This window comes from Citrobacter sp. U14242, from assembly GCF_046555775.1.
GTDB lineage: Bacteria > Pseudomonadota > Gammaproteobacteria > Enterobacterales > Enterobacteriaceae > Citrobacter.
This window is the reverse complement of the sequence record NZ_JBKGLW010000003.1, coordinates 76,521-96,095: the sequence shown is the minus strand read 5'-3', so window position 1 is coordinate 96,095 and position 19,575 is coordinate 76,521. Positions and strand designations below refer to the sequence as shown.

Genomic DNA, 19,575 nt, shown 5'->3' with positions numbered 1-19,575 from the left:
ATGTCTGCGGGCGAATTTCTGTTACCAGCAGATAAATCCACCATCTACCACCAGGTCGACGCCGGTACAAAATGAGGCTGCATCGCTGGCAAGAAATAACGCCGGACCTGCCATTTCTTCCACCCTGGCCATTCGCTGAATGGGTGTCTGACTTTCAAATTCACGCGTCTGATGAACCATCTCCGGACGGGTATTCATCGGCGTGGCGGTATAGCCAGGGCTGATTGAGTTCACGCGAATACCTTTCCCAATCCACTCCATCGCCAGGCTTTTCGAAAGATGTATCACGCCAGCTTTAGAACTGTTGTAGTGAGCCTGTTCCAGTCCCCGGTTGACAATGATTCCGGACATGGACGCGATGTTGATGATCGAACCGCCGCCGGATTCAATCATCAGTTCTGCCTCCGCTTTACAGGAGTTCCATACGCCAGTGAGATTGATGTCAATTACGCGTTGCCACTGCTCGCTTTCCATTTCCAGCGCAGGATTGGCGTTAGCAATACCGGCGGCGTTTACCGCGATATTCAGGTGTCCGAAGCGCTCTTTTGCCAGCGCAACTGCAGCGCGCAGGTCATTAAGCTGCCGGACATCGCCCGAATAGAGAGCAGCCTGCCCGCCAATGGCTTCGATATTATTGACGGTTTCTTTTAGTCCGCCGTCTTCGCGCAAGTCAAAGCAAACTACGCGAGCACCCGCACTGGCGAGGGCATACGCGATAGTCTGACCGATGCCGCTGCCCGCGCCGGTCACGAAAGCGACGCGCCCTTCAAGGTTAAACAGTTGTTGAGCAAAATCTTTTGCGATCATAGTGATAACTCTCCCTGCAAATACCCTTACGGGCGTTACGACATAATCAGGCCGCCATCGATATTGATGGTCTGTCCGGTGAGATAACGTGCATCGTCAGAGGCCAGGAAAGCGACCAGTCCGGCGACATCCTCAGGTTTACCCGCACGTTTCATGGGAATGCCTTCAACCCATTCCGCCATCAGTTCACCTTTGCCATAGCGTTTTTCCTTCGTGCTGAGGATTTCGCCCCATACTCGGTCGTTGTAATCCCACATTTCACTCTCAATAATGCCCGGGCAGAAGGCATTGACGGTGATATTCCACGGAGCCAGTTCATGTGCCAGACTTTGAGTGATACCGATCACGCCCATCTTGCTGGCGGCATAATGCGGAGTGTAGATAAACCCCTGGCGTCCCTGACCGGAGGACGTGTTAATCAGGCAGCCCTGGTTTTGTTTAACCATATATTTTGCGGCTTCCCGGCAGCAGAGCCACACTCCGGTAGTGTTGACGGCGAGGACTTTTTCGAAATCCGCTTTCGGCATGCGGTCGAAATAATCGATAGTGATGACACCTGCGTTCTGGATGGATACATCAATGGTGCCAAAGCGCGCGGCGGCCTGTTCATACAGTGATTGCACCTGCGCCTCATTGGTAACATCAACCTGCAAAGACAGAATGTCGGCCTGGTAACGATGACGCAGTTGTTCAGCCGTTTCGTGGACGCGCTCGGCGTTGGAGACCATCACCAGTTTCGCGCCATCGCGGGCGAAACGTTCAGCGATGCCCGCGCCAATCCCCCGGCAGGCGCCGGTGATGACAACAGTCTTACCCTGAAAATCACGTTGCATATTCTTATCTCCTGAATAAGCCGGGCAACACACGTCCGGCGGAATGATGCTGCTTAACTGGATACGGTATTGGCTGAAGGTGTCGCCGTCTGCTTTTCTTCATGGCGGCGCATCAGAATGACCTTGTTCTGTAGCTTTTGCTGGAACTGATCGACGACTACGGCGGTGACAATAACCACGCCTTTAATCACCATTTGCCAGAAATCGCTGACACCCATCATCACCATGCCATCCGCCAGAAAGACGATGACGAAGGCACCGATAATGGATCCGGAGACGCGCCCGCGCCCCCCGGCAAGCGCGGTTCCGCCCAGCACAGTCGCGCCAATGGCATCCATCTCAAACATGTTGCCGGTCATCGGGTGTGCGGTTTGTAACTGGGAAGCCACAATCAGCCCGACAAAAGCGGCACACAGCCCGGAGAAGGCATAGACAAATATTTTCGCTTTTACGATAGGTACGCCAGCCAGGCGCGCAGCAGATTCGTTCCCCCCGATAGCGTAGATATAGCGACCGAGAGGGGTTTTGGTGGTGAGCCAGTACCCCAGCAATAAGAAGGCGATCATCAACCAGATAGGCAGATAAATCCCCAGTAGCGTGCCTGAACCCAGCGTGGCAAAACCGGTGTTACCCAGCGCTTCCATACCGTTGAGGTTGGGGTAGGTGCTACCGTCATTAAACAGCAAGGCTGACCCCCTGGCGACGTACATCATGCCGAGGGTACAGATAAAGGGGGCAACACCGAAGCGAGTGATTACTGCGCCGTTAACCAATCCAACAATGATGCCGAAGATGGCGACACAGAGAATCACTTCTGGCACGTTGAAAAAGAGAATATTGCCGCCCCAGATGGGCAGACCGTTAGTGAGCAATGCCCCTGCAACCATGCCGCAAATACCTGCCACTGCGCCGACGGAAAGATCGATACCGCCAGTCAGGATCACCAGCGTCATACCAATCGCCAGTAGTCCGGTGATCGCAACATGCTGGGTCATAATCAGCAGGTTAGATGTGGTCAGGAAATTCGGTACCATCACGCTAAAGAATGCGATCACCAGCAGCAGAGCGATAAACGTTCTGGCCTTCAGCAGGTACATATAAATCATATATTTCTGGTTCATGATGGATTCCAGCCTGATTAATCTTGAGGTGTAGAAGCCGCGATCAATTTCTCGCGAGTGACCGCATGGCGAGGGACATCTGCGGTAATGCGGCCATCGGCCATCACCAGAATTCGGTCCGCCAGGGCCATCACTTCATCCAGTTCTGATGAGGAGAACATCACCGCCAGCCCTTGCTGAGCCATTTTGCCGATCAGGTGATATACGTCAGTTTTGGCACCGACATCGATGCCACGAGTAGGTTCATCAAGGAAGACCACCTGTGGCTGCGTCATTAATGCTTTGCCGAGGACAACCTTTTGTTGATTGCCTCCACTCAATGAGGTAATAGGCAGCTCGGGATCGCTGACTTTGATGGCTAGCTGCTGGATCATATTCTTCACGCTGGCCTGTTCTTTATGCGGGTTGAGCCATTTCCAGGCACGGCGAAATCCTTTCAGGCTGAAGTCAGACAGCGTCATGTTGGACTGAATTGACATCATCTGAATGACACCTTCGCCCTGTCTGTCTTCTGGTACCAGCGCCAGCCCTTTTTTCAGTCGGGACTGAAAGTGGGCTTTATTAATGCATTCACCGTTGAGCTGAACATTCCCACTCTGGCAAGGCATCAATCCAACCAGGCCTTTGAACAGTTCTGTACGTCCTGCGCCCAGCAGACCGTAGATTCCAATCACTTCACCTTTACTTAAGCTAAATGTTACGTCATTGAGCTTATAGCCACCGCTGGGATGGAGTGCTGTGAGTCCCTGAACAGTAAGGATCGTGTCACTTTTTGGTGCGGGCTGATAATCGAAATGTTTTTTCTTATCGCCAACCATTTGTTCAATGATCCATGGAATGCTGGCATCGTTGACCGTTCTTTCACTGATAAATCGGCCATCGCGAAAGATAGTGATGTAGTCACCAATTTCCATCAGTTCTTCAAGACGATGAGATATGTAGATGATGGTAACGCCACGCCGCTTGAGCTGTTCAATCACATTGAACAACACCTTTACCTCAGACTGGCTGAGGGCAGACGTTGGTTCGTCCATAATTAGCACGCGCGTATCTTTGGAAAGGGCACGGGCAATCTCAACCAGTTGCTGGTGGCCAATCCCGAGTTCATCCAGGGGCGTATACGGATCAACGTCCAGCTCAAGCCTTTCCAGTAAAGATTTAGCCAGTGCATACTGGTACTTTTCGTTAATTCTCCCTTTCTGAAAGAACTCATTAGCCATGAAGATGTTGTCCATGACGTTCATATTTGGGAAGAGATTCAATTCCTGGAAAATAATGCTAATGCCCTGTTTTTCAGCCTGATGAGTTGAATTCAGAAAAACGGGCTTGCCGTCCAGAAAGATTTGACCGGATGATGGGCTTTCAACGCCAGCAAGCATTTTCATCATGGTGGATTTACCGGCACCATTTTCTCCGATCAGCACGTTTACTTTATTACGATATACCCGGTAATTAACGTTATCTAATGCTACTACCCCAGGATAGATGCGTGACAGATCGCGGGTTTCGATAATAACGTCTGATTCGACTGGATGGGGAACGATGATATCTTGCTGTTGCATTTTATTGTCCCCTCATCATTTCTATTTTTGCTGGTGTAATATCCGGAAGCGTTTGCGGAATATCCCACGCAGAAAAAACACCATAGACTTGTGTTGATTCACCCGTTTTTAGTTGCGACGCTTGAATCATTTTTATCGCTTGTTCGTTAATGGCCCGACCATATTCACCAAATAATACCTGGTCGTTGAAGTCGCCATAGCTGGTGCCTTTATAAGCATCGCGTAATTGCGTGCCTCGCAGGGTTGGGCCAATTTGTACGATAATATTGCTGCCGCTTTTATCCGTGATAGTCATTTTCCCACTGCGGGACGTGGTATCAAGATGGCTAATTGGCCCCTCTACTTTCACGTAAAAGATACAGGGATTTTCTTCCTGGGAGCGGTAGCCAAGGTTTTTACAGGCGCTATCAATGTCTGGCTCGGTTTGCAGCGCGGCCATTAATTCAGCGACCGGACGAGCCTGCCCAACAATTTGTGGGACAATTTTGCTTTGCCACGTTTGGTCTATATTCGCCATATTGGGGTTTGGTGGAGATTTGAGATCCGCCAGCTCTTGCTGCGAGACGATGCGACATCCTCCGACGGTCAATACGGCCAGCGCCAGCCAGACTTTTTTAGTCATAATATTCTCCTTTGCGCCTCGTGAGAGGCGCAATAACCCGAGATCAGGATTTGATATTGAAATCCTGGACTTTATCTGCGTTATCTTTAGTGATGAGAATGCCGCGGAACATGACGCGTTGTTTAGCTGGTTTTACGCCATTTTGCAGGTAGTTATCCAGATCCGCGACGCCCTGTGCAGCGATCGCCTGAGCCTGAAGCATCACCGTGGCTTGAAGTGTTCCTGCTTTTACCGCATCACGTTCGTCGTTGCTGCCATCAATGCCAACGACAATAACGTCGTTACGGTTGGCTGCTTTGAGCGCGGCGATGGCGCCAAGCGCAACAGGACCGTTGCCGCAGATGACACCTTTAACGTCCGGATGTGCCTGCAGAATGCTATCCATAATACGTTTACCGTCGATAAGCGTACCTTTTGCATCCTGTTTGGCGACGCTGGTCATGTCCGGGAACTGGTCAATAACCTGGTGGAAGGATTTAGAGCGAGTAACGCAGTTATTATCAGCCAGGTTACAGGTCAATTCTGCATATTTTCCTTTTTCGCCCATCTTCTCAACAAATACGTTGGCCACCTCAGAACCAGCCTGGAAGTTATTATGGGTGATTTGTACAAGCGCAACATCATCAACCGGAATTTCCCTGTTGATTAATATGACAGGAATCCCTGCTTTTTTTGCTTTTTCAATTGCCGCAACACTTGCGGTTGAGTCTGCATTATCCAATACAATACCCTGGACTTTTTTTCCGATGGCGGTATCGATTAATTCATTCTGTTTTTTAACATCTTCACTGTGCGAAAGAATCGTGGTTTTGTAACCTAACTGTTGTGCTTTTTCACTGGCGCCTTTTGCCTCAGAGGCGTAATAAGGGTTATCCAGTGAGTTAACCATAATCATGATTGTCCCTTTATCTGCGGCATGGGCAGTAAAAGACAAAGCAGTCAGGGTTGCAGCAGTTAGCAGCGTTAAACGTAATTTCATGACAATGTTCTCTCTGTGTTGTTATTGTCGGGTACGGTGAAACAACGTAAAGCCTGAATTCTTTTATGGGCCGGAGTTCTCCTTTTATTGTTGGTAAAAAATCGTCACGTATTTTCCCTGGTGAGGCGTCAGACGGACGAGGCCGGTTTCCATAATGTTCTGTCTACCGCATGGCGCCATTCTTGCCATCTTTTTTGCAGACGATGATGACGCGTCATGTCGGGTTGAAATGTGCTGTGTACGGTTAAAAAGGCTTTTAAATCAGTGAGCGAACCGGGGTGAAGTGCTTTACGCGCCAGTAATGCAGCGCCAATGGCCGAAAGCTCCGGTACATCGCTGCGCATCACCGGACAACCCAATAGGTCTGCCTGATATTGCATTAGCCAGTCATTCCTGGTCGGTCCGCCATCAACCATCAATGCTGACAGGCTAAAGTCATTATGCTGTTGCATCGTGACCACGACGTCGGCGATTTGATAAGTAATCGACTCGAGCGCGGCGCGAATTAAATGCGCCCGCTTTACACCCCGGCTGAGTCCGCAGATAACGCCACGGGCGCTGTCATTCCACCAGGGCGCGCCTAGCCCGGTGAGGGCAGGGACAAAATACACGCCGAGCGTTGATTCGACAGATTCAGGAAGGGTATTCAGCTCGTGAGTGAGTTCGGCGTCAGGCAGCTCGCTGAGTCCGGTGCTTTCTGCCATCCACGCTACCGCATCGCCGGTGTGTGGAATATTTCCTTCAAGACCGTAAATGATGCTGTCGCCGTCATGCCAGGCGATAGTGGTCGCCAGCGCACCAATATCACTCTGCGCGGATTTCACCGGTGCCATTACAGAAGAGCCTGTGCCGTACGTGGCCTTAACGCATCCCATCTCGCCGAGAGCATGGCCGAACAACGCGGCGTGCGAGTCACCGACCATCGACATCACCGGAATGCCGTCCGGGATCCCATTCAGTCCACGGGTGTGACCAAATAACCCGCTCGATGGTTTGATTTCCGGCAATGCGGCGCGAGGAATGTGGAACAATGACAGCATGGTGTCATCCCATTGCCCGGTGTGCAGATTGAGTAACTGTGTGCGTGCGGCATTGGAATAGTCGCAGGAGAACGCTTCGCCGCCGGTTAAGTTCCACAGCAGCCAGCTATCGATTGTCCCAAGACAGATCAGTCCCTGTTCCGCGAGCTGTGGGCCATCAGTCACCGATTCCAGCAGCCAGCGCATTTTAGATGCTGAGAACAGTGGGGCTATCGGCAGGCCAGTCGTTGTTTTAATCAACGGCTCTTTATTATCCTGACGTAATGCCTCGCAGTAACCTGCGCTGCGGGTACATTGCCAGGTGATAGCGGAATTCAGCGGTTTACCTGTATGACGATACCAGCCAATCGCGGTCTCTCGCTGATTACTGATAGCCAGTGCTGCCACATTTTCTGCCCCAGCGTGATTAACCGCTTTGGCGATGACGTTAATGGAGGCGTCAATCAACATCTCGCCGGATTGTTCAACCCAACCTTCACGTGGCGTTTGAATCGCCAGCGGCTGAGAAAACTTGGCCACGACGTTGCCCTGTGCATTAAGCACGACCGCCTTCGCGTTGGTCGTACCTTCATCCAGCGCAATAATGAACTCTTTCTTCGCTGCACACATAGATTATCTCCTGAGCCACGTAGCGTTCCGGTTTAGAGGGTAGAGTACCCTTAACTGTCGTTTCATTACTTCATCATGCCTGGCCGTGACGTCGTGTTTTTTATTATTGAATATATATTCGATGTTGATTATTTATTTAATACCTTAGCCAGATTATTTCCGTTGGGCTACAGGAAAAATCATCAATTGTGCTGAGAATCACACTTACACAGACAGGGGAAGAGCAGGGAGAATAAAAAATTAGCTGGAGATGAATCCTTTCAGTTCATTGAAATATAATGATTTTATGGTAAGCCTTTGCCGTAATTATCATTTATGCAAAGGCTAAAAGAGGTATCAGAATCAGGCTGTAACCAGCATTCGGGCGGTAGGGTAGTCGGTGATCAGTACGTCGATATAGCCGCCATTTAATGCACCCTTAATCGCGGCAACTTTATCCGTTCCCCCTGCCAGTGCCACTACATTCGGACATTTTTTCACTTTGTCGAGAGCCATACCGATAACCGGATCTTCATCATCCGTTAATACCGGTTGACCATTTTTGTCATAGTAGTGCAGACAAATATCGCCAACGGCACCGCGATCGGCCAGGACTTGCAGCATATCTTCGTGATAGTAGTTACCTGAGGTTTTCAGTAACTGAGAAGGTTCCAGAATACCGACACCAACAATAGCAATATCGACATTATCGAAGCGAGAAATGACGTCAGCGACGTCTTTACTGGCGATGAGGCGATTTTTCTCTTCGACCGAGCCTTCGATGCTTTGTGATGGAAGCAACCAGGCTTCACAGTTCAAATGTTGAGCAAGTGTCTGTGTCAGAATGGTCGCCTGTACGTTACCGTTAGGTCCTACACCACCCAGTAGTTGAATAACGCCGCCTGCTTTAAGATTTTGGGTGTGGACTTCATCAACCATGGCGCGAATTGTTGAACTCCATGAAGATACCCCGACCAGATCTTTAGGCCGCAAGCGTGTTTCCAGATAGTGTGCGGCGGCAGAGCCGATGGCCCGCTTGATGGTGTAATCACTGGCATCCTCTTCCGTATCCACCACAATTGCCTGCTTAAGCCCGTAGCGTTCCTCGATGCCTTTCTCAAGATTCAGGAAGATATTTGAGGGCTGGACGACGCTGATTTTTACCACGCCTTCTTTTTGGCAGCGGGTGATGGCTCTGGATATAAACGACTGAGAAAGCGAGAGAAGCTGAGCAATATCGGATTGTTTGCGTCCCTCAAGGTAGTAAAGGGTTGCGATTTTAACCAATAGCCGTTGTTCATCCTGCTTAGCCATATATTTCCCCGAAAATCATTTACGTACAGCCATTATCTTAGAGTGTTTTATCATACGCGAAAAATGACGACAGTTAAGTGTGATAAAGCTCTAACTTTAACCAATACTCAAAAACAGCTATGGACAAAAATAGAAAATGGGCCGCATAATTGAATAAAGAGTCATGCATGAATATATATTCATAATGACTTCAGATCAACTGAAGATTACCCGGCATCAGTTTGCATGCGGTAAGGAGGCAGAATGTTCCTGAGTTTGACGCAGCGCGCAAGCCTTGTGATGCAACGCCTGGGGATTTCTGGTTTTTTTAGTCCCTGACGGAATAAATATTCCATATTGAAAATAAATTCAGAGGTATTAAATGAATCCCTACAACTATGATGTCCAGACACTTGAGCGCAAAGCGCGGGCTGTGCGCCGCCACATCGTTAGACTGAATGCTAACAGCCCAGCAGGGGGGCATACTGGCGCAGACCTTTCTCAGGTCGAACTGCTGACTGCGCTCTACTTCCGAATGTTGAATGTTGCTCCGGATCGTATCAATGATGATGAGCGCGATGTTTATATCCAGTCTAAGGGGCATGCAGTAGGGTGTTACTACTGCGTCCTGGCAGAGGCGGGTTATTTCCCCATCGATTGGCTGGAAACGTATCAACATGCCAATTCCCATCTCCCCGGACACCCCGTTCGTCAGAAAACCCCGGGCATTGAACTGAATACTGGCGCATTAGGCCATGGTTTACCTGTTGCGGTCGGGCTGGCACTGGCGGCTAAGAAGAGCAACAGCGCCCGCCGCATCTTTTTAATTACCGGTGACGGTGAACTGGCTGAAGGCAGTAACTGGGAGGCGGCGCTGGCTGCGGCGCATTATGGTCTCGACAACCTGGTCATTATTAATGATAAAAACAACCTCCAGTTAGCCGGGCCGACGCGCGAAATCATGAACACCGATCCGCTCGCCGCAAAATGGCAGGCATTTGGTATGCAGGTGACTGAATGCCTGGGGAATGATATGGCGTCGGTTGTTGCCGCGCTGGAAGGACTGAAGCAGGAAGGTAAACCCAATGTCATTATTGCTAATACCACGAAAGGCGCTGGTATCTCCTTTATTCAGGGGCGCCCCGAATGGCACCACCGCGTACCGAAAGGTGAAGAAATTGAACTGGCACTGGAGGAACTGAGAGATGAGTAATGCAGAACACCTTGCAAACGTTATGGTTCAGGCATTTATTGATGCAGTAGAACGTGGTGTCGATCTGGTGCCGGTCGTGGCGGACTCTACATCAACCGCAAAAATTGCCCCCTTCATCAAGCAGTTTCCGGGGCGTTTGGTAAATGTAGGTATTGCTGAGCAAAGCATGGTTGGAACGGCTGCTGGTTTGGCCCTCGGCGGCAAGGTGGCTGTCACTTGTAATGCCGCACCATTCCTGATCTCACGAGCCAATGAGCAAATTAAGGTCGACGTTTGTTACAACAATACTAATGTGAAGTTATTTGGTCTTAACGCGGGCGCCAGCTATGGTCCGCTGGCGAGTACTCACCACGCGATTGATGATATCGCGATTATGCGCGGCTTCGGCAACATTCAGATTTTTGCCCCATCTTCGCCGCGTGAATGTCGGCAGATTATCGACTATGCACTGGGCTACCAGGGGCCGGTCTATATCCGCATGGACGGGAAGGCGTTGCCGGAGTGTCATGATGAAAATTATCGCTTTATCCCTGGTGCAATCGTGACCTTACGTGAAGGCGAAGATATTGCGCTGGTGGCGACAGGCTCGACAGTGCATGAAATCGTTGATGCTGCCGCGCTGTTGGCTGATTCCGGTATTCAGGCGACGGTGGTCAGTGTCCCTTCAATTCGACCGTGTGATACGAAAGCGCTTTTATCTGCATTACATGGCTGTAAAGCAGTCATCACCGTTGAAGAGCATAATGTTAATGGCGGACTGGGGAGTTTGGTGGCTGAAGTTTTGGCTGGAGCAGGGGCAGGCACGAGGCTGAAACGTTTGGGGATCCCGGATGGTGAGTATGCGGTGGCGGCCGATCGTGGCTGGATGCGTCAGTACCACGGTTTTGACGCACAGGCGATTGCAACACAGGCACGCGAAATGCTTTGAATGCTACTCTGTGGCCAGAGTCATAACGTGGCTATCTGAAAACCGCCACCGCACACGGTATGTCCGGGCGTGTGTCAGCAGGAGCAGTTGCTGTTTCTGAACACTGACAATTTGATATTGCAAAAACCCGGTGTTTGCCTGCTGTAAAGCTGGGGTCGCTTTGAAGGCGCTCTCTTTGGCGGAAAAAGCCAGTGTGAGCGCCTGCTCAAAGGGCAATCCACTCTCTGCTATCCATGCTTTTTCTTCATCTGTCACTATGCTGCTTGCCAGTTCCGCAGCGACCTGCGGCGAAAAAATGGCTTCAATGTCCAGCCCGACGGGGTGGCGTGAGACAACCGCCAGCGCCGTGTTTTCGCAATGACTGATACTGCCAAACAGGCCTTGCGGCCACAGGGGGCGTCGCTGCTCGCCGATGCCGGGCACCGTTTTGCTGCCATATTCACGCAGGGCATGCACGGCGGCAATACGTCCTGCCAGGTGTTCTGCTTTACGTTTACGTGCGCCAGCGGTTAGCTGGGCATGGTGAGGGAGCCAGAGCAGATCGTGTTCGTGAAAGCTGTTGGGATCAAATTCGATGCTCTGCAGCGAATAGCCTGCGAAAGGGATTGATGTGTGTATTGTACGCATGATTTTGTATCGTTTCCCTCTCCCCACCATGAGGAGAGGGAACAACGCTATCAGAAGTGTGTATTCACGCTCATGAACCACGTACGACCCGGTTCGTTATAGGTGTACGCGCCAGCGCCCGCCATATAATTTCCGGTCACGATATCGCCAGTGGTTTGCGCATTACCTTCACGCCACAGACGTTTGTCAAAGACGTTATCCACACCGCCGGTCAGACTGACGTTTTTGGTCACATCCCAGGTCGCGCTCAGGCCGACGATGCTGTACGGACTCACTTCTTGTGCCGAGCTGCCGGTCACCGGTTTACCCTGATAATCGTATTTCTTCGGTTGCTGCTTGCCGTACCAGGTAAAGGTGGATTGCAGTGACAGATCTTCACGAGCCTGCCAGCTCAATGTGGAGTTCAGCGTGTACTCAGGAATAATCGACAGACGCTCGCCAGTCTCTTTATTCTTGCTTTGCAACATGTAGGTGATGTTGTTGGTCCAGGTAACGGTCTCGCTAACCGGTACGTTCAACGTTCCTTCCAGGCCTTCTACCACCGCTTTAGGAATGTTTTCCCACTGATAGATATCGGTGTAGGTTGTTGTGGTCTTGCCCGTTGTTGCGTTTTTCTTGCTGATAGAGGTTCTGTCAAACGGTACCGTACCCGCTTCAATCTTGTTACGGTAATCGTTGCGGAACCAGGTGACGCCAGCCAGCCAGCCGTCGCGTTTGAACTCAAGGCCAATCTCTTTGTTGATGCTGGTTTCAGCTTTCAGGTCATCGTTACCCATCATGTAGCAGCCAATACCGCTGGCAGAACCGGTGGCATAGCAGCCCTGGCCTTTACTGTACAGAATGTAATTTGGGTTGAGTTGGTACAAGCTTGGTGCTTTATAGGCGCGTGCGATGCCCATTTTCAGCGTAAAGTCGTCGCCCAAACCTTGAGACAGGTTTAATGACGGGCTCCAGTTGTCGCCTACAATGCTGTGGTGATCGAAACGCAGGCCCGGCGTCAGCATGGTGCTGTCGGTCAGCTCCATATTGTTTTCGGCAAACAGGGAGAAGATCTCGGCTTTCGAATATGGGCTGCGATCGGTGCTACTGTAGCCTGGAATATTACCGCCCATAAAGGTCTGCGAGTTAGACAGCATGTCCTTCATGCGCTGCTGGTTCCATTCAGTACCCAGCGTCAGGTTTTGATTGACCAGCAGATCCAACGGAATGCTGATCTCACTGTGCAGCATGACGTCATTCAGGTCGGCATCGACATATTTTTGGGAAGCCGTCGGGTCGAAGATCCCCTCGGTTCCACCGGCCAGACCTTCCGGCGTGCGAGAGTTACGCGTGTGTTCGTACTGCACCCAGTTGCTGGTGGTGACACCATTATCCCAGCCGCCGTTCCAGGTCAGCGAGTAGTTCTGACGGTACAGACGGTTAGTTTCTTTACCGTAGTTATCTTTCACCAACTGGTTAGTGTTGGTATTTTGCGTGTCACCCGCGTACAGGTTGCCCTGGCGGCTATAACCCGCTTCCAGTTCCAGTGACTGCAGTGGGGCGAAATCCCAACGCACAATACCGTTGATGTCTTTGTTGATCACCCCTTCGCGACCGGCCGGTAAGGTATTGGAATACGTACCTGTACGTTCTGACTGATGGCCCTGGTTGATATCCCAGGCATCGGCCTGGGTTTTATCGAGGTTACCGTACAGACGGAAGCTGAAATCTCCGCCCATTGGACCATTCAGGCTAAAGTTGGTGCGTTTGGTTGAACCTTCGTCTTTGTGCTCCGGCGCGTTGAAATAGGTATCCCATGAACCGTGCCATTCACTGCTGCCTTTTTTGGTGATGATATTCACCACACCACCTGCCGCGCCGTTGCCGTAGCGTGCTGCTGCTGGGCCGCGCAGGACTTCAATGCGTTCAATCATTTCTGGTGGTACCCAGGCGGTATCACCGCGGGTATCACGCTCACCACGCCACCCCTGGCGCACAGAGTTGCGGCTGGTGACCGGCTTGCCGTCGATCAAAATCAGGGTATTTTCTGGGCCCATACCGCGAATATCAATCTGCCGGTTGTTACCGCGCTGACCACTGGTTGAGTTACCGGTCAGGTTCACACCTGGCATGGTACGGATGATTTCCGAGACGTCGCGAGCCGGAGGGTTCTTACGGATTTCATCTGCGGTGATGGTTGAAACGCCTGGCGCCTGCAGGTTCTGCTGAGCGGCGGTGACGACGATGGTGTCTTCATGAGAGACGGCGGCGCTATCGGTTTTATCTTCTGCCATTGCGGGCAGTGCTACCCCGTAAATCCCTAAATTGACCAATAAGGCCAGTGAATGAATCTTGTTGTTCATTGTATGTCCTGCTTTCTTTTAGCCACGAGTACCCGTGTGCCGTTTTGGGCACCAGGCCTGATGTCGCCCGCATCTGCGTAAACCCTCCGTTCCAGAAAAAGTACGCAGCGCCAGGTCGGTTTATAAGTGGTGAAAAACTGTGCGCGCTTCCCACAGCGCGTCAATACGCTATTGCAAATGCAAATAGTTATCAATAATATTATCAATATATTTCACGCAAATATATAAAATTTCACAATAAACATGGGGTTATGACGGTGACGGCGTTAATGATGGGAAGCGAGGCGTGGTGGCAGTCTAAAAATGGCCCGGAATGGGAGCGTGAAGACAACGGAGATTACCGCGTAACGTTCTGGTGGCGTGACCCACAGGGCACCGAAAAAGAGTCAGCCATTCGCCGGGTGTGGGTTTACATCACGGGCGTTACCGATCATCATCAAAATGCCGTACCCCAGTCGATGCGACGTATTGATGGAACGAATGTTTGGTGCTGGAGCATTTCCCTGAGCGCTAACTGGCGCGGCAGTTACTGTTTTATCCCCTCCGATCGAAACGATATTTTTGCCTCACTGGCACCGGGTGAAACGCCCGATCGTACTGTGCTACGCGAAGGCTGGCGGCAACTGCTGCCACAGGCTATTGCGGATCCTCTCAATACTCAAAGCTGGAAAGGGGGGCGGGGGCATGCGGTGTCCGCACTGGAGATGCCAGATGCTCCCGTACAGCCGGGATGGGATCGCCCTGAAAATCCTGATTCGCCCGCAGTATGCCTGCAATGGCACAGCGACCGGTTGGGTAATACGCGCCGGGTGTGGATTTTCACCACCGGTGAAGCCAACCCGGAAGAACGTCCCCTGGCTATTCTGCTGGACGGACAATTTTGGGCAGACAGTATGCCGGTCTGGCCTGCACTCACCTCACTCACTCATCGTGGCCAGCTTCCACCCGCGGTATATCTCCTGATTGATGCCATTGACACGCCGCATCGCAGCCATGAGTTGCCGTGTAACCCTGATTTTTGGCTGGCCGTTCAGCAGGAATTATTGCCGTTGGTGAAGACCACGACGCCATTCAGCGACGACCCGCAGCGCACGGTAGTTGCCGGGCAAAGTTTTGGCGGTTTGGCTTCGCTGTATGCTGGACTGAACTGGCCAGATCGTTTTGGCTGCGTACTTAGTCAGTCCGGATCTTATTGGTGGCCGCATCGCGGTGGTCATCAGGATGGCGTGATTATTGAACAACTGAAGGCCGGAACGGTAGGCGTTCAGGGTCTACGTATTGTGCTGGAGGCCGGGACCCGCGAGCCGATTATTTTTCGTGCTAATCAGGCGCTATTCGCCCAATTTCCCTCTGCACCACAGTCTATTTTCTGGCGTCAGGTTGAGGGTGGACATGATGCGCTTTGCTGGCGCGGCGGCTTAATGCAAGGGCTGATGACGCTCTGGCAACCGCTCACTGACACGCTTTAACCGGACGATGTTCCACGACAGGAGTTGAGTATGGAATTCAGTAACCCCTTCGATAACCCGCAGGGACAGTTTTACATTCTGCAAAACCCACAACGTCAATTCAGCCTCTGGCCTCAGCAGTGTTCACTTCCTGCTGGCTGGACGGTTGTGTGCGAACCGCAGTCGCAGGAACTCTGCCAGCAATGGCTGGATGCGAACTGGACCACGCTGATGCCAGCGAACTATGTCGATGTACAGGAGGCGCAATGACCCAGCGCTTACCCTTAGTTGCGGCCCAGCCAGGGATCTGGATGGCAGAAAAGCTCTCCACATTGCCCTCGGCGTGGAGCGTTGCACACTATGTCGAATTAACCGGTGAACTGAATGCACCACTGCTGGCAAAGGCGGTCGTGGCCGGTCTGGAACATGCGGATACCCTGCGGATGCAGTTCACTGAGGATAACGGTGAAATCTGGCAATGGGTTGATCCTACGCTCACCTTTGCTGAACCTGACATACTCGATTTGCGTGATGAATCCAGTCCGCACGAGGCGGCACGCGCGTTGATGCGGGCGGATCTGCAACAGGATCTTCGCGTTGACGGCGGTAAGCCGCTGGTCTTCCATCTGCTCATTCAGGTGGGAGATAAACGCTGGTACTGGTATCAGCGCTATCATCACTTACTGGTTGATGGCTTTAGTTTCCCGGCGATTACCCGCCAGATTGCTGCAATTTACACAGCGTGGCTGCGCGATGAATCCACGCCAGCCTCGCCATTTACGCCGTTTGCCGAGGTCGTGGAAGAGTATCAACAGTATCGTCAAAGCGATGCCTGGCAACGTGATAGCGCATTCTGGGCTGAACAACGCCAACAACTGCCGCCGCCGGCTTCATTGTCGAACAAACCGCTGCCGGGTCGCTCAGCCAGCGCGGATATTATTCGTATGAAGTTAACCGCGCCTGAAGGGTCATTTCGCCAGCTTGCGTCACGTATGCCAGATGTTCAGCGTGCGGATCTGGCACTGGCGCTGGTAGCATTATGGCTCGGTCGTTTATGTAGCCGAATGGACTATGCCGCCGGGTTTATCTTTATGCGCCGCATGGGATCAGCGGCGCTTACCGCTACCGGACCGGTGTTAAATGTCCTGCCCTTTGCTGTGAGACTTGATGCAGCAGAAAGTCTCCCTGCGCTTGCTCAACGGCTGGCTGGCCAGATGAAGAAAATGCGCCGACACCAGCGCTATGATGCCGAACAAATTGTCCGTGACAGCGGGCGTGCAGCCGGGGCTGAACCGTTGTTTGGCCCGGTGCTGAACGTGAAGATCTTTGACTATCAGTTGAATATTCCCGGCGTGCAGGCACAAACGCATACGCTGGCAACGGGGCCGGTTAACGATCTGGAGCTGGCGCTGTTCCCGGATGAAAATGGCGGGTTGAGCATTGAAATTCTGGCGAATAAGCAGCGATATGGCGCCGCTACGTTGGCACAGCATGCTTCGCGTTTAACGGCGCTTATTGCACAATTTGCCGCAAATCCGACGCTACGCTGCGGGGATGCGGAGATGCTGCTGGCGTCTGAGCATGAACAACTGGCGACAATTAACAATACGGCAATGACGATCCCTTCCACCACATTAAGTGCACTGGTGGCTGGGCAAGCCAGCAAAACACCGGATGCGCCGGCGCTGGCCGATGCCCGCTATCAGTTTAGCTATCGCGAAATGCGTCAGCAGGTGGTGGCACTGGCAAAACTGCTGCTCGAACGCGGTGTGCGCCCGGGGGACAGCGTGGCGGTCGCATTACCGCGCTCCGTTTTCCTGACGCTGGCGCTGCACGGTATCGTCGAAGCAGGGGCTGCCTGGTTACCGCTGGATACCGGATATCCGGACGATCGCCTGCGGATGATGCTGGAAGACGCTAAACCTACTTTGCTTATCACCACTGATGAACAATTGGCTCGTTTTAGCGATATCCCTGGACTGGAAAGCCTGTGCTACACCGCGCCGCTACCAGAGCAGGATGACACACCATTAGCATTATCACGACCAAATCATACGGCCTATATCATCTTCACCTCAGGATCGACGGGCAGACCAAAAGGGGTGATGGTAGGGCAAACCGCCATCGTTAACCGCCTGCTGTGGATGCAGAATCACTATCCGCTGACCGCCGACGATGTGGTGGCGCAAAAAACGCCATGCAGTTTTGATGTTTCGGTCTGGGAGTTTTTCTGGCCGTTTATTGCCGGGGCAAAATTGGTAATGGCTGAACCAGAGGCACATCGTGACCCACTGGCGATGCAACAGTTCTTCGCGACGTTTGGGGTGACGACAACGCACTTTGTACCGTCGATGCTGGCGGCGTTTGTGACCTCACTGACACCAGAAACGGCGCAGGAAAGCTGCTCCACGTTGAAACAGGTGTTTTGTAGCGGTGAAGCGCTGCCGGCAGAGTTGTGCCGCGAATGGGAGCAACTGACCCACGCGCCGCTGCATAATTTGTATGGGCCAACCGAGGCGGCGGTAGATGTAAGCTGGTATCCAGCCTGGGGTGAGGAACTCGCTGCCGTGACGGGCAACAGCGTACCCATCGGCTATCCGGTCTGGAATACCGGTTTGCGGATCCTCGATGCCATGATGCGTCCAGTGCCCATTGGTGTCGCCGGTGACCTGTACCTGACGGGGATCCAACTGGCGCAGGGATATCTCGGCCGACCCGATCTGACGGCGAGTCGTTTTATTGCCGATCCATTTAACCCTGGCGAACGGATGTACCGTACCGGAGACGTGGCACGCTGGCTGGAAAATGGTGCGGTGGAATATCTTGGGCGCAGTGATGACCAGCTAAAAATCCGCGGGCAGCGTATTGAACTGGGCGAGATTGATCGGGTGATGCAGCAGTTGCCAGATGTTGAGCATGCTGTTGCCCATGCCTGCGTATTCAATCAGGCGGCAGCGACAGGCGGCGATGCTCGCCAGTTAGTGGGTTATCTGGTGTCACAATCGGGTTTACCGCTGGATATTGCGGCATTGCGCGAGAATCTGCGCGCAACCCTGCCTGCACATATGGTACCGGCCGTGCTGCTGCAACTGGCGGAGCTACCGCTCAGCGCCAACGGGAAGCTGGATCGTAAAGCGTTACCGATGCCACAACTGACGTCACGCCAGGAAGGGCGGGCACCGCGAGTAGGGACTGAAACCACGATTGCGCAGGCGTTCGCGACCTTGCTGGGTTGTGAGGTCAATGATGTTGAAGCGGATTTCTTTGCGCTTGGCGGGCATTCTCTGCTGGCGATGAAGCTGGCGGCACAATTGAGCCGCATTTTTGCGCGCCAGGTCACGCCTGGGCAGATTATGGTGGCCTCGACTGTCGAACAGCTCAGCGCATTGCTGGATAACAATGATGACGAGCAGTCGCAACGGCTGGGATTTGAAACACTGCTGCCGCTGCGCGAAAGCGATGGTCCTGTGCTGTTCTGCTTCCATCCGGCATCGGGTTTCGCCTGGCAGTTTAGCGTGTTGTCACGCTACCTTCCTCCACAGTGGTCGATTATGGGTATCCAGTCACCGCGACCGGATGGCCCGATGCAGACAGCAGAAAACCTGGATGCGGTGTGCGAACAGCACCTGGCAACGTTACTTCGTCAGCAACCTCATGGACCTTATTATCTGATAGGGTACTCATTGGGCGGTACGCTGGCGCAGGGCATTGCTGCCCGATTACACGCGCGCGGAGAAACGGTCGCGTTTCTCGGCCTGCTGGATACCTGGCCGCCGGAAACGCAAAATTGGTCGGAAAAAGAGGCCAATGGGCTCGACCCGGAAGTGTTGGCGGAGATTGATCGTGAGCGTGAAGCGTTTCTGACTGCTCAGCAGGGTAATGCGTCCGACGCCTTGTTTAGCGCCATCGAAGGTAACTACGCCGATGCGGTTCGACTGCTGAGTACGGCACATAGCGTACCTTTTGCGGGACACGCGACGCTGTTTGTTGCTGAACGCACGTTACCGCCGGGAGTCAGCCCGGAACGCAGTTGGTCGCCGTGGATTTCCAGTCTGGATGTTTATCGCCAGGACTGCGCGCACGTTGATATCATTACGCCAATGGCGTTCGAGAAGATTGGGCCAGTCATGCGCGACTTGTTCAAAGATATCCAATAAATGGACTCGCCACCT

At 52.5% G+C, this 19,575-nt stretch carries 15 protein-coding genes; 5 read left to right on the top strand and 10 right to left on the bottom strand.

The annotated features are described in order from the left end of the window. Window positions 1-21 precede the first annotated feature (21 nt). The 8 genes from ACLJXE_RS05465 to ACLJXE_RS05430 all read right to left on the bottom strand — a co-directional run bounded on the left by ACLJXE_RS05465 (window position 22) and on the right by ACLJXE_RS05430 (window position 8,866). Window positions 22-807, bottom strand: coding sequence for an SDR family oxidoreductase (locus ACLJXE_RS05465; RefSeq protein WP_410750306.1), 786 nt, complete (start codon window positions 805-807; stop codon window positions 22-24). Between the two features lie 35 nt (window positions 808-842). Continuing rightward, a complete protein-coding gene (locus ACLJXE_RS05460; RefSeq protein ID WP_410750305.1) occupies window positions 843-1,640 on the bottom strand; it encodes an SDR family oxidoreductase in 798 nt (265 codons plus the stop codon). A gap of 53 nt (window positions 1,641-1,693) precedes the next feature. Then, window positions 1,694-2,761 carry an ABC transporter permease gene (locus ACLJXE_RS05455; RefSeq protein WP_286628416.1) on the bottom strand — a complete coding sequence of 356 codons (1,068 nt, stop codon included), beginning with the start codon at window positions 2,759-2,761 and terminating at the stop codon, window positions 1,694-1,696. A 17-nt stretch (window positions 2,762-2,778) separates the two neighbouring features. Next, entirely contained in the window at window positions 2,779-4,323 is a 1,545-nt protein-coding gene (locus ACLJXE_RS05450) for a sugar ABC transporter ATP-binding protein (protein WP_410750304.1), read from the bottom strand. A gap of 1 nt (window position 4,324) precedes the next feature. Beyond that, on the bottom strand, window positions 4,325-4,945 hold the full coding sequence (locus tag ACLJXE_RS05445) for a DUF2291 family protein (protein ID WP_410750303.1): 621 nt from the start codon (window positions 4,943-4,945) through the stop codon (window positions 4,325-4,327). Window positions 4,946-4,988: 43 nt separating this feature from the next. Then, window positions 4,989-5,924, bottom strand: a complete 936-nt coding sequence (locus tag ACLJXE_RS05440) for a D-ribose ABC transporter substrate-binding protein (RefSeq protein WP_286628413.1) — start codon at window positions 5,922-5,924, stop codon at window positions 4,989-4,991. Between the two features lie 128 nt (window positions 5,925-6,052). Continuing rightward, the gene (locus ACLJXE_RS05435; protein WP_410750302.1) at window positions 6,053-7,573 is read right to left on the bottom strand and encodes an FGGY family carbohydrate kinase; all 1,521 of its coding nucleotides are present in this window, start codon (window positions 7,571-7,573) and stop codon (window positions 6,053-6,055) included. A 342-nt stretch (window positions 7,574-7,915) separates the two neighbouring features. Next, window positions 7,916-8,866 (bottom strand): sugar-binding transcriptional regulator, encoded by a 951-nt coding sequence (locus ACLJXE_RS05430; RefSeq protein ID WP_286628411.1) that lies wholly within the window; start codon window positions 8,864-8,866, stop codon window positions 7,916-7,918. Window positions 8,867-9,227: 361 nt separating this feature from the next. Between ACLJXE_RS05430 and ACLJXE_RS05425 the strand changes: the two genes are divergently transcribed. Together ACLJXE_RS05425 and ACLJXE_RS05420 are read left to right on the top strand one after the other, a co-directional pair. Then, entirely contained in the window at window positions 9,228-10,058 is an 831-nt protein-coding gene (locus ACLJXE_RS05425) for a transketolase (RefSeq protein WP_286628410.1), read from the top strand. Further along, window positions 10,051-10,986, top strand: coding sequence for a transketolase family protein (locus ACLJXE_RS05420; RefSeq protein WP_410750301.1), 936 nt, complete (start codon window positions 10,051-10,053; stop codon window positions 10,984-10,986). The genes ACLJXE_RS05425 and ACLJXE_RS05420 overlap by 8 nt, the downstream gene beginning before the upstream one ends. A gap of 3 nt (window positions 10,987-10,989) precedes the next feature. On the opposite strand, the gene entD is transcribed toward ACLJXE_RS05420, so the two are convergent. Together entD and ACLJXE_RS05410 are read right to left on the bottom strand one after the other, a co-directional pair. Next, a complete protein-coding gene (entD, locus tag ACLJXE_RS05415; RefSeq protein ID WP_410750300.1) occupies window positions 10,990-11,613 on the bottom strand; it encodes an enterobactin synthase subunit EntD in 624 nt (207 codons plus the stop codon). A 50-nt stretch (window positions 11,614-11,663) separates the two neighbouring features. Beyond that, window positions 11,664-13,955 carry a TonB-dependent siderophore receptor gene (locus tag ACLJXE_RS05410; RefSeq protein ID WP_061067488.1) on the bottom strand — a complete coding sequence of 764 codons (2,292 nt, stop codon included), beginning with the start codon at window positions 13,953-13,955 and terminating at the stop codon, window positions 11,664-11,666. Window positions 13,956-14,206: 251 nt separating this feature from the next. Between ACLJXE_RS05410 and fes the strand changes: the two genes are divergently transcribed. Genes fes through entF form a run of 3 tightly spaced genes read left to right on the top strand, consistent with a single transcriptional unit; the run spans window position 14,207 to window position 19,560 of the window. Next, window positions 14,207-15,424, top strand: coding sequence for an enterochelin esterase (gene fes, locus ACLJXE_RS05405; RefSeq protein ID WP_410750299.1), 1,218 nt, complete (start codon window positions 14,207-14,209; stop codon window positions 15,422-15,424). A 30-nt stretch (window positions 15,425-15,454) separates the two neighbouring features. Beyond that, a complete protein-coding gene (locus ACLJXE_RS05400; RefSeq protein ID WP_286628406.1) occupies window positions 15,455-15,673 on the top strand; it encodes an MbtH family protein in 219 nt (72 codons plus the stop codon). Then, window positions 15,670-19,560, top strand: a complete 3,891-nt coding sequence (gene entF, locus ACLJXE_RS05395; RefSeq protein WP_410750298.1) for an enterobactin non-ribosomal peptide synthetase EntF — start codon at window positions 15,670-15,672, stop codon at window positions 19,558-19,560. Before ACLJXE_RS05400 ends, entF begins: the two co-directional genes overlap by 4 nt. Window positions 19,561-19,575: the final 15 nt, after the last annotated feature.

What these genes read in the sequence shown, in the direction of transcription:
- ACLJXE_RS05400 (WP_286628406.1), top strand. Translation starts at nt 15,455, where the DNA reads ATGGAATTCAGTAACCCCTTCGATAACCCGCAGGGACAGTTTTACATT.
- entF (WP_410750298.1), top strand. Translation starts at nt 15,670, where the DNA reads ATGACCCAGCGCTTACCCTTAGTTGCGGCCCAGCCAGGGATCTGGATG.
- ACLJXE_RS05445 (WP_410750303.1), bottom strand. Translation starts at nt 4,945, where the DNA reads ATGACTAAAAAAGTCTGGCTGGCGCTGGCCGTATTGACCGTCGGAGGA.
- ACLJXE_RS05440 (WP_286628413.1), bottom strand. Translation starts at nt 5,924, where the DNA reads ATGAAATTACGTTTAACGCTGCTAACTGCTGCAACCCTGACTGCTTTG.
- ACLJXE_RS05425 (WP_286628410.1), top strand. Translation starts at nt 9,228, where the DNA reads ATGAATCCCTACAACTATGATGTCCAGACACTTGAGCGCAAAGCGCGG.
- ACLJXE_RS05460 (WP_410750305.1), bottom strand. Translation starts at nt 1,640, where the DNA reads ATGCAACGTGATTTTCAGGGTAAGACTGTTGTCATCACCGGCGCCTGC.
- ACLJXE_RS05450 (WP_410750304.1), bottom strand. Translation starts at nt 4,323, where the DNA reads ATGCAACAGCAAGATATCATCGTTCCCCATCCAGTCGAATCAGACGTT.
- ACLJXE_RS05435 (WP_410750302.1), bottom strand. Translation starts at nt 7,573, where the DNA reads ATGTGTGCAGCGAAGAAAGAGTTCATTATTGCGCTGGATGAAGGTACG.
- entD (WP_410750300.1), bottom strand. Translation starts at nt 11,613, where the DNA reads ATGCGTACAATACACACATCAATCCCTTTCGCAGGCTATTCGCTGCAG.
- ACLJXE_RS05430 (WP_286628411.1), bottom strand. Translation starts at nt 8,866, where the DNA reads ATGGCTAAGCAGGATGAACAACGGCTATTGGTTAAAATCGCAACCCTT.
- ACLJXE_RS05455 (WP_286628416.1), bottom strand. Translation starts at nt 2,761, where the DNA reads ATGAACCAGAAATATATGATTTATATGTACCTGCTGAAGGCCAGAACG.
- fes (WP_410750299.1), top strand. Translation starts at nt 14,207, where the DNA reads ATGACGGTGACGGCGTTAATGATGGGAAGCGAGGCGTGGTGGCAGTCT.
- ACLJXE_RS05465 (WP_410750306.1), bottom strand. Translation starts at nt 807, where the DNA reads ATGATCGCAAAAGATTTTGCTCAACAACTGTTTAACCTTGAAGGGCGC.
- ACLJXE_RS05420 (WP_410750301.1), top strand. Translation starts at nt 10,051, where the DNA reads ATGAGTAATGCAGAACACCTTGCAAACGTTATGGTTCAGGCATTTATT.
- ACLJXE_RS05410 (WP_061067488.1), bottom strand. Translation starts at nt 13,955, where the DNA reads ATGAACAACAAGATTCATTCACTGGCCTTATTGGTCAATTTAGGGATT.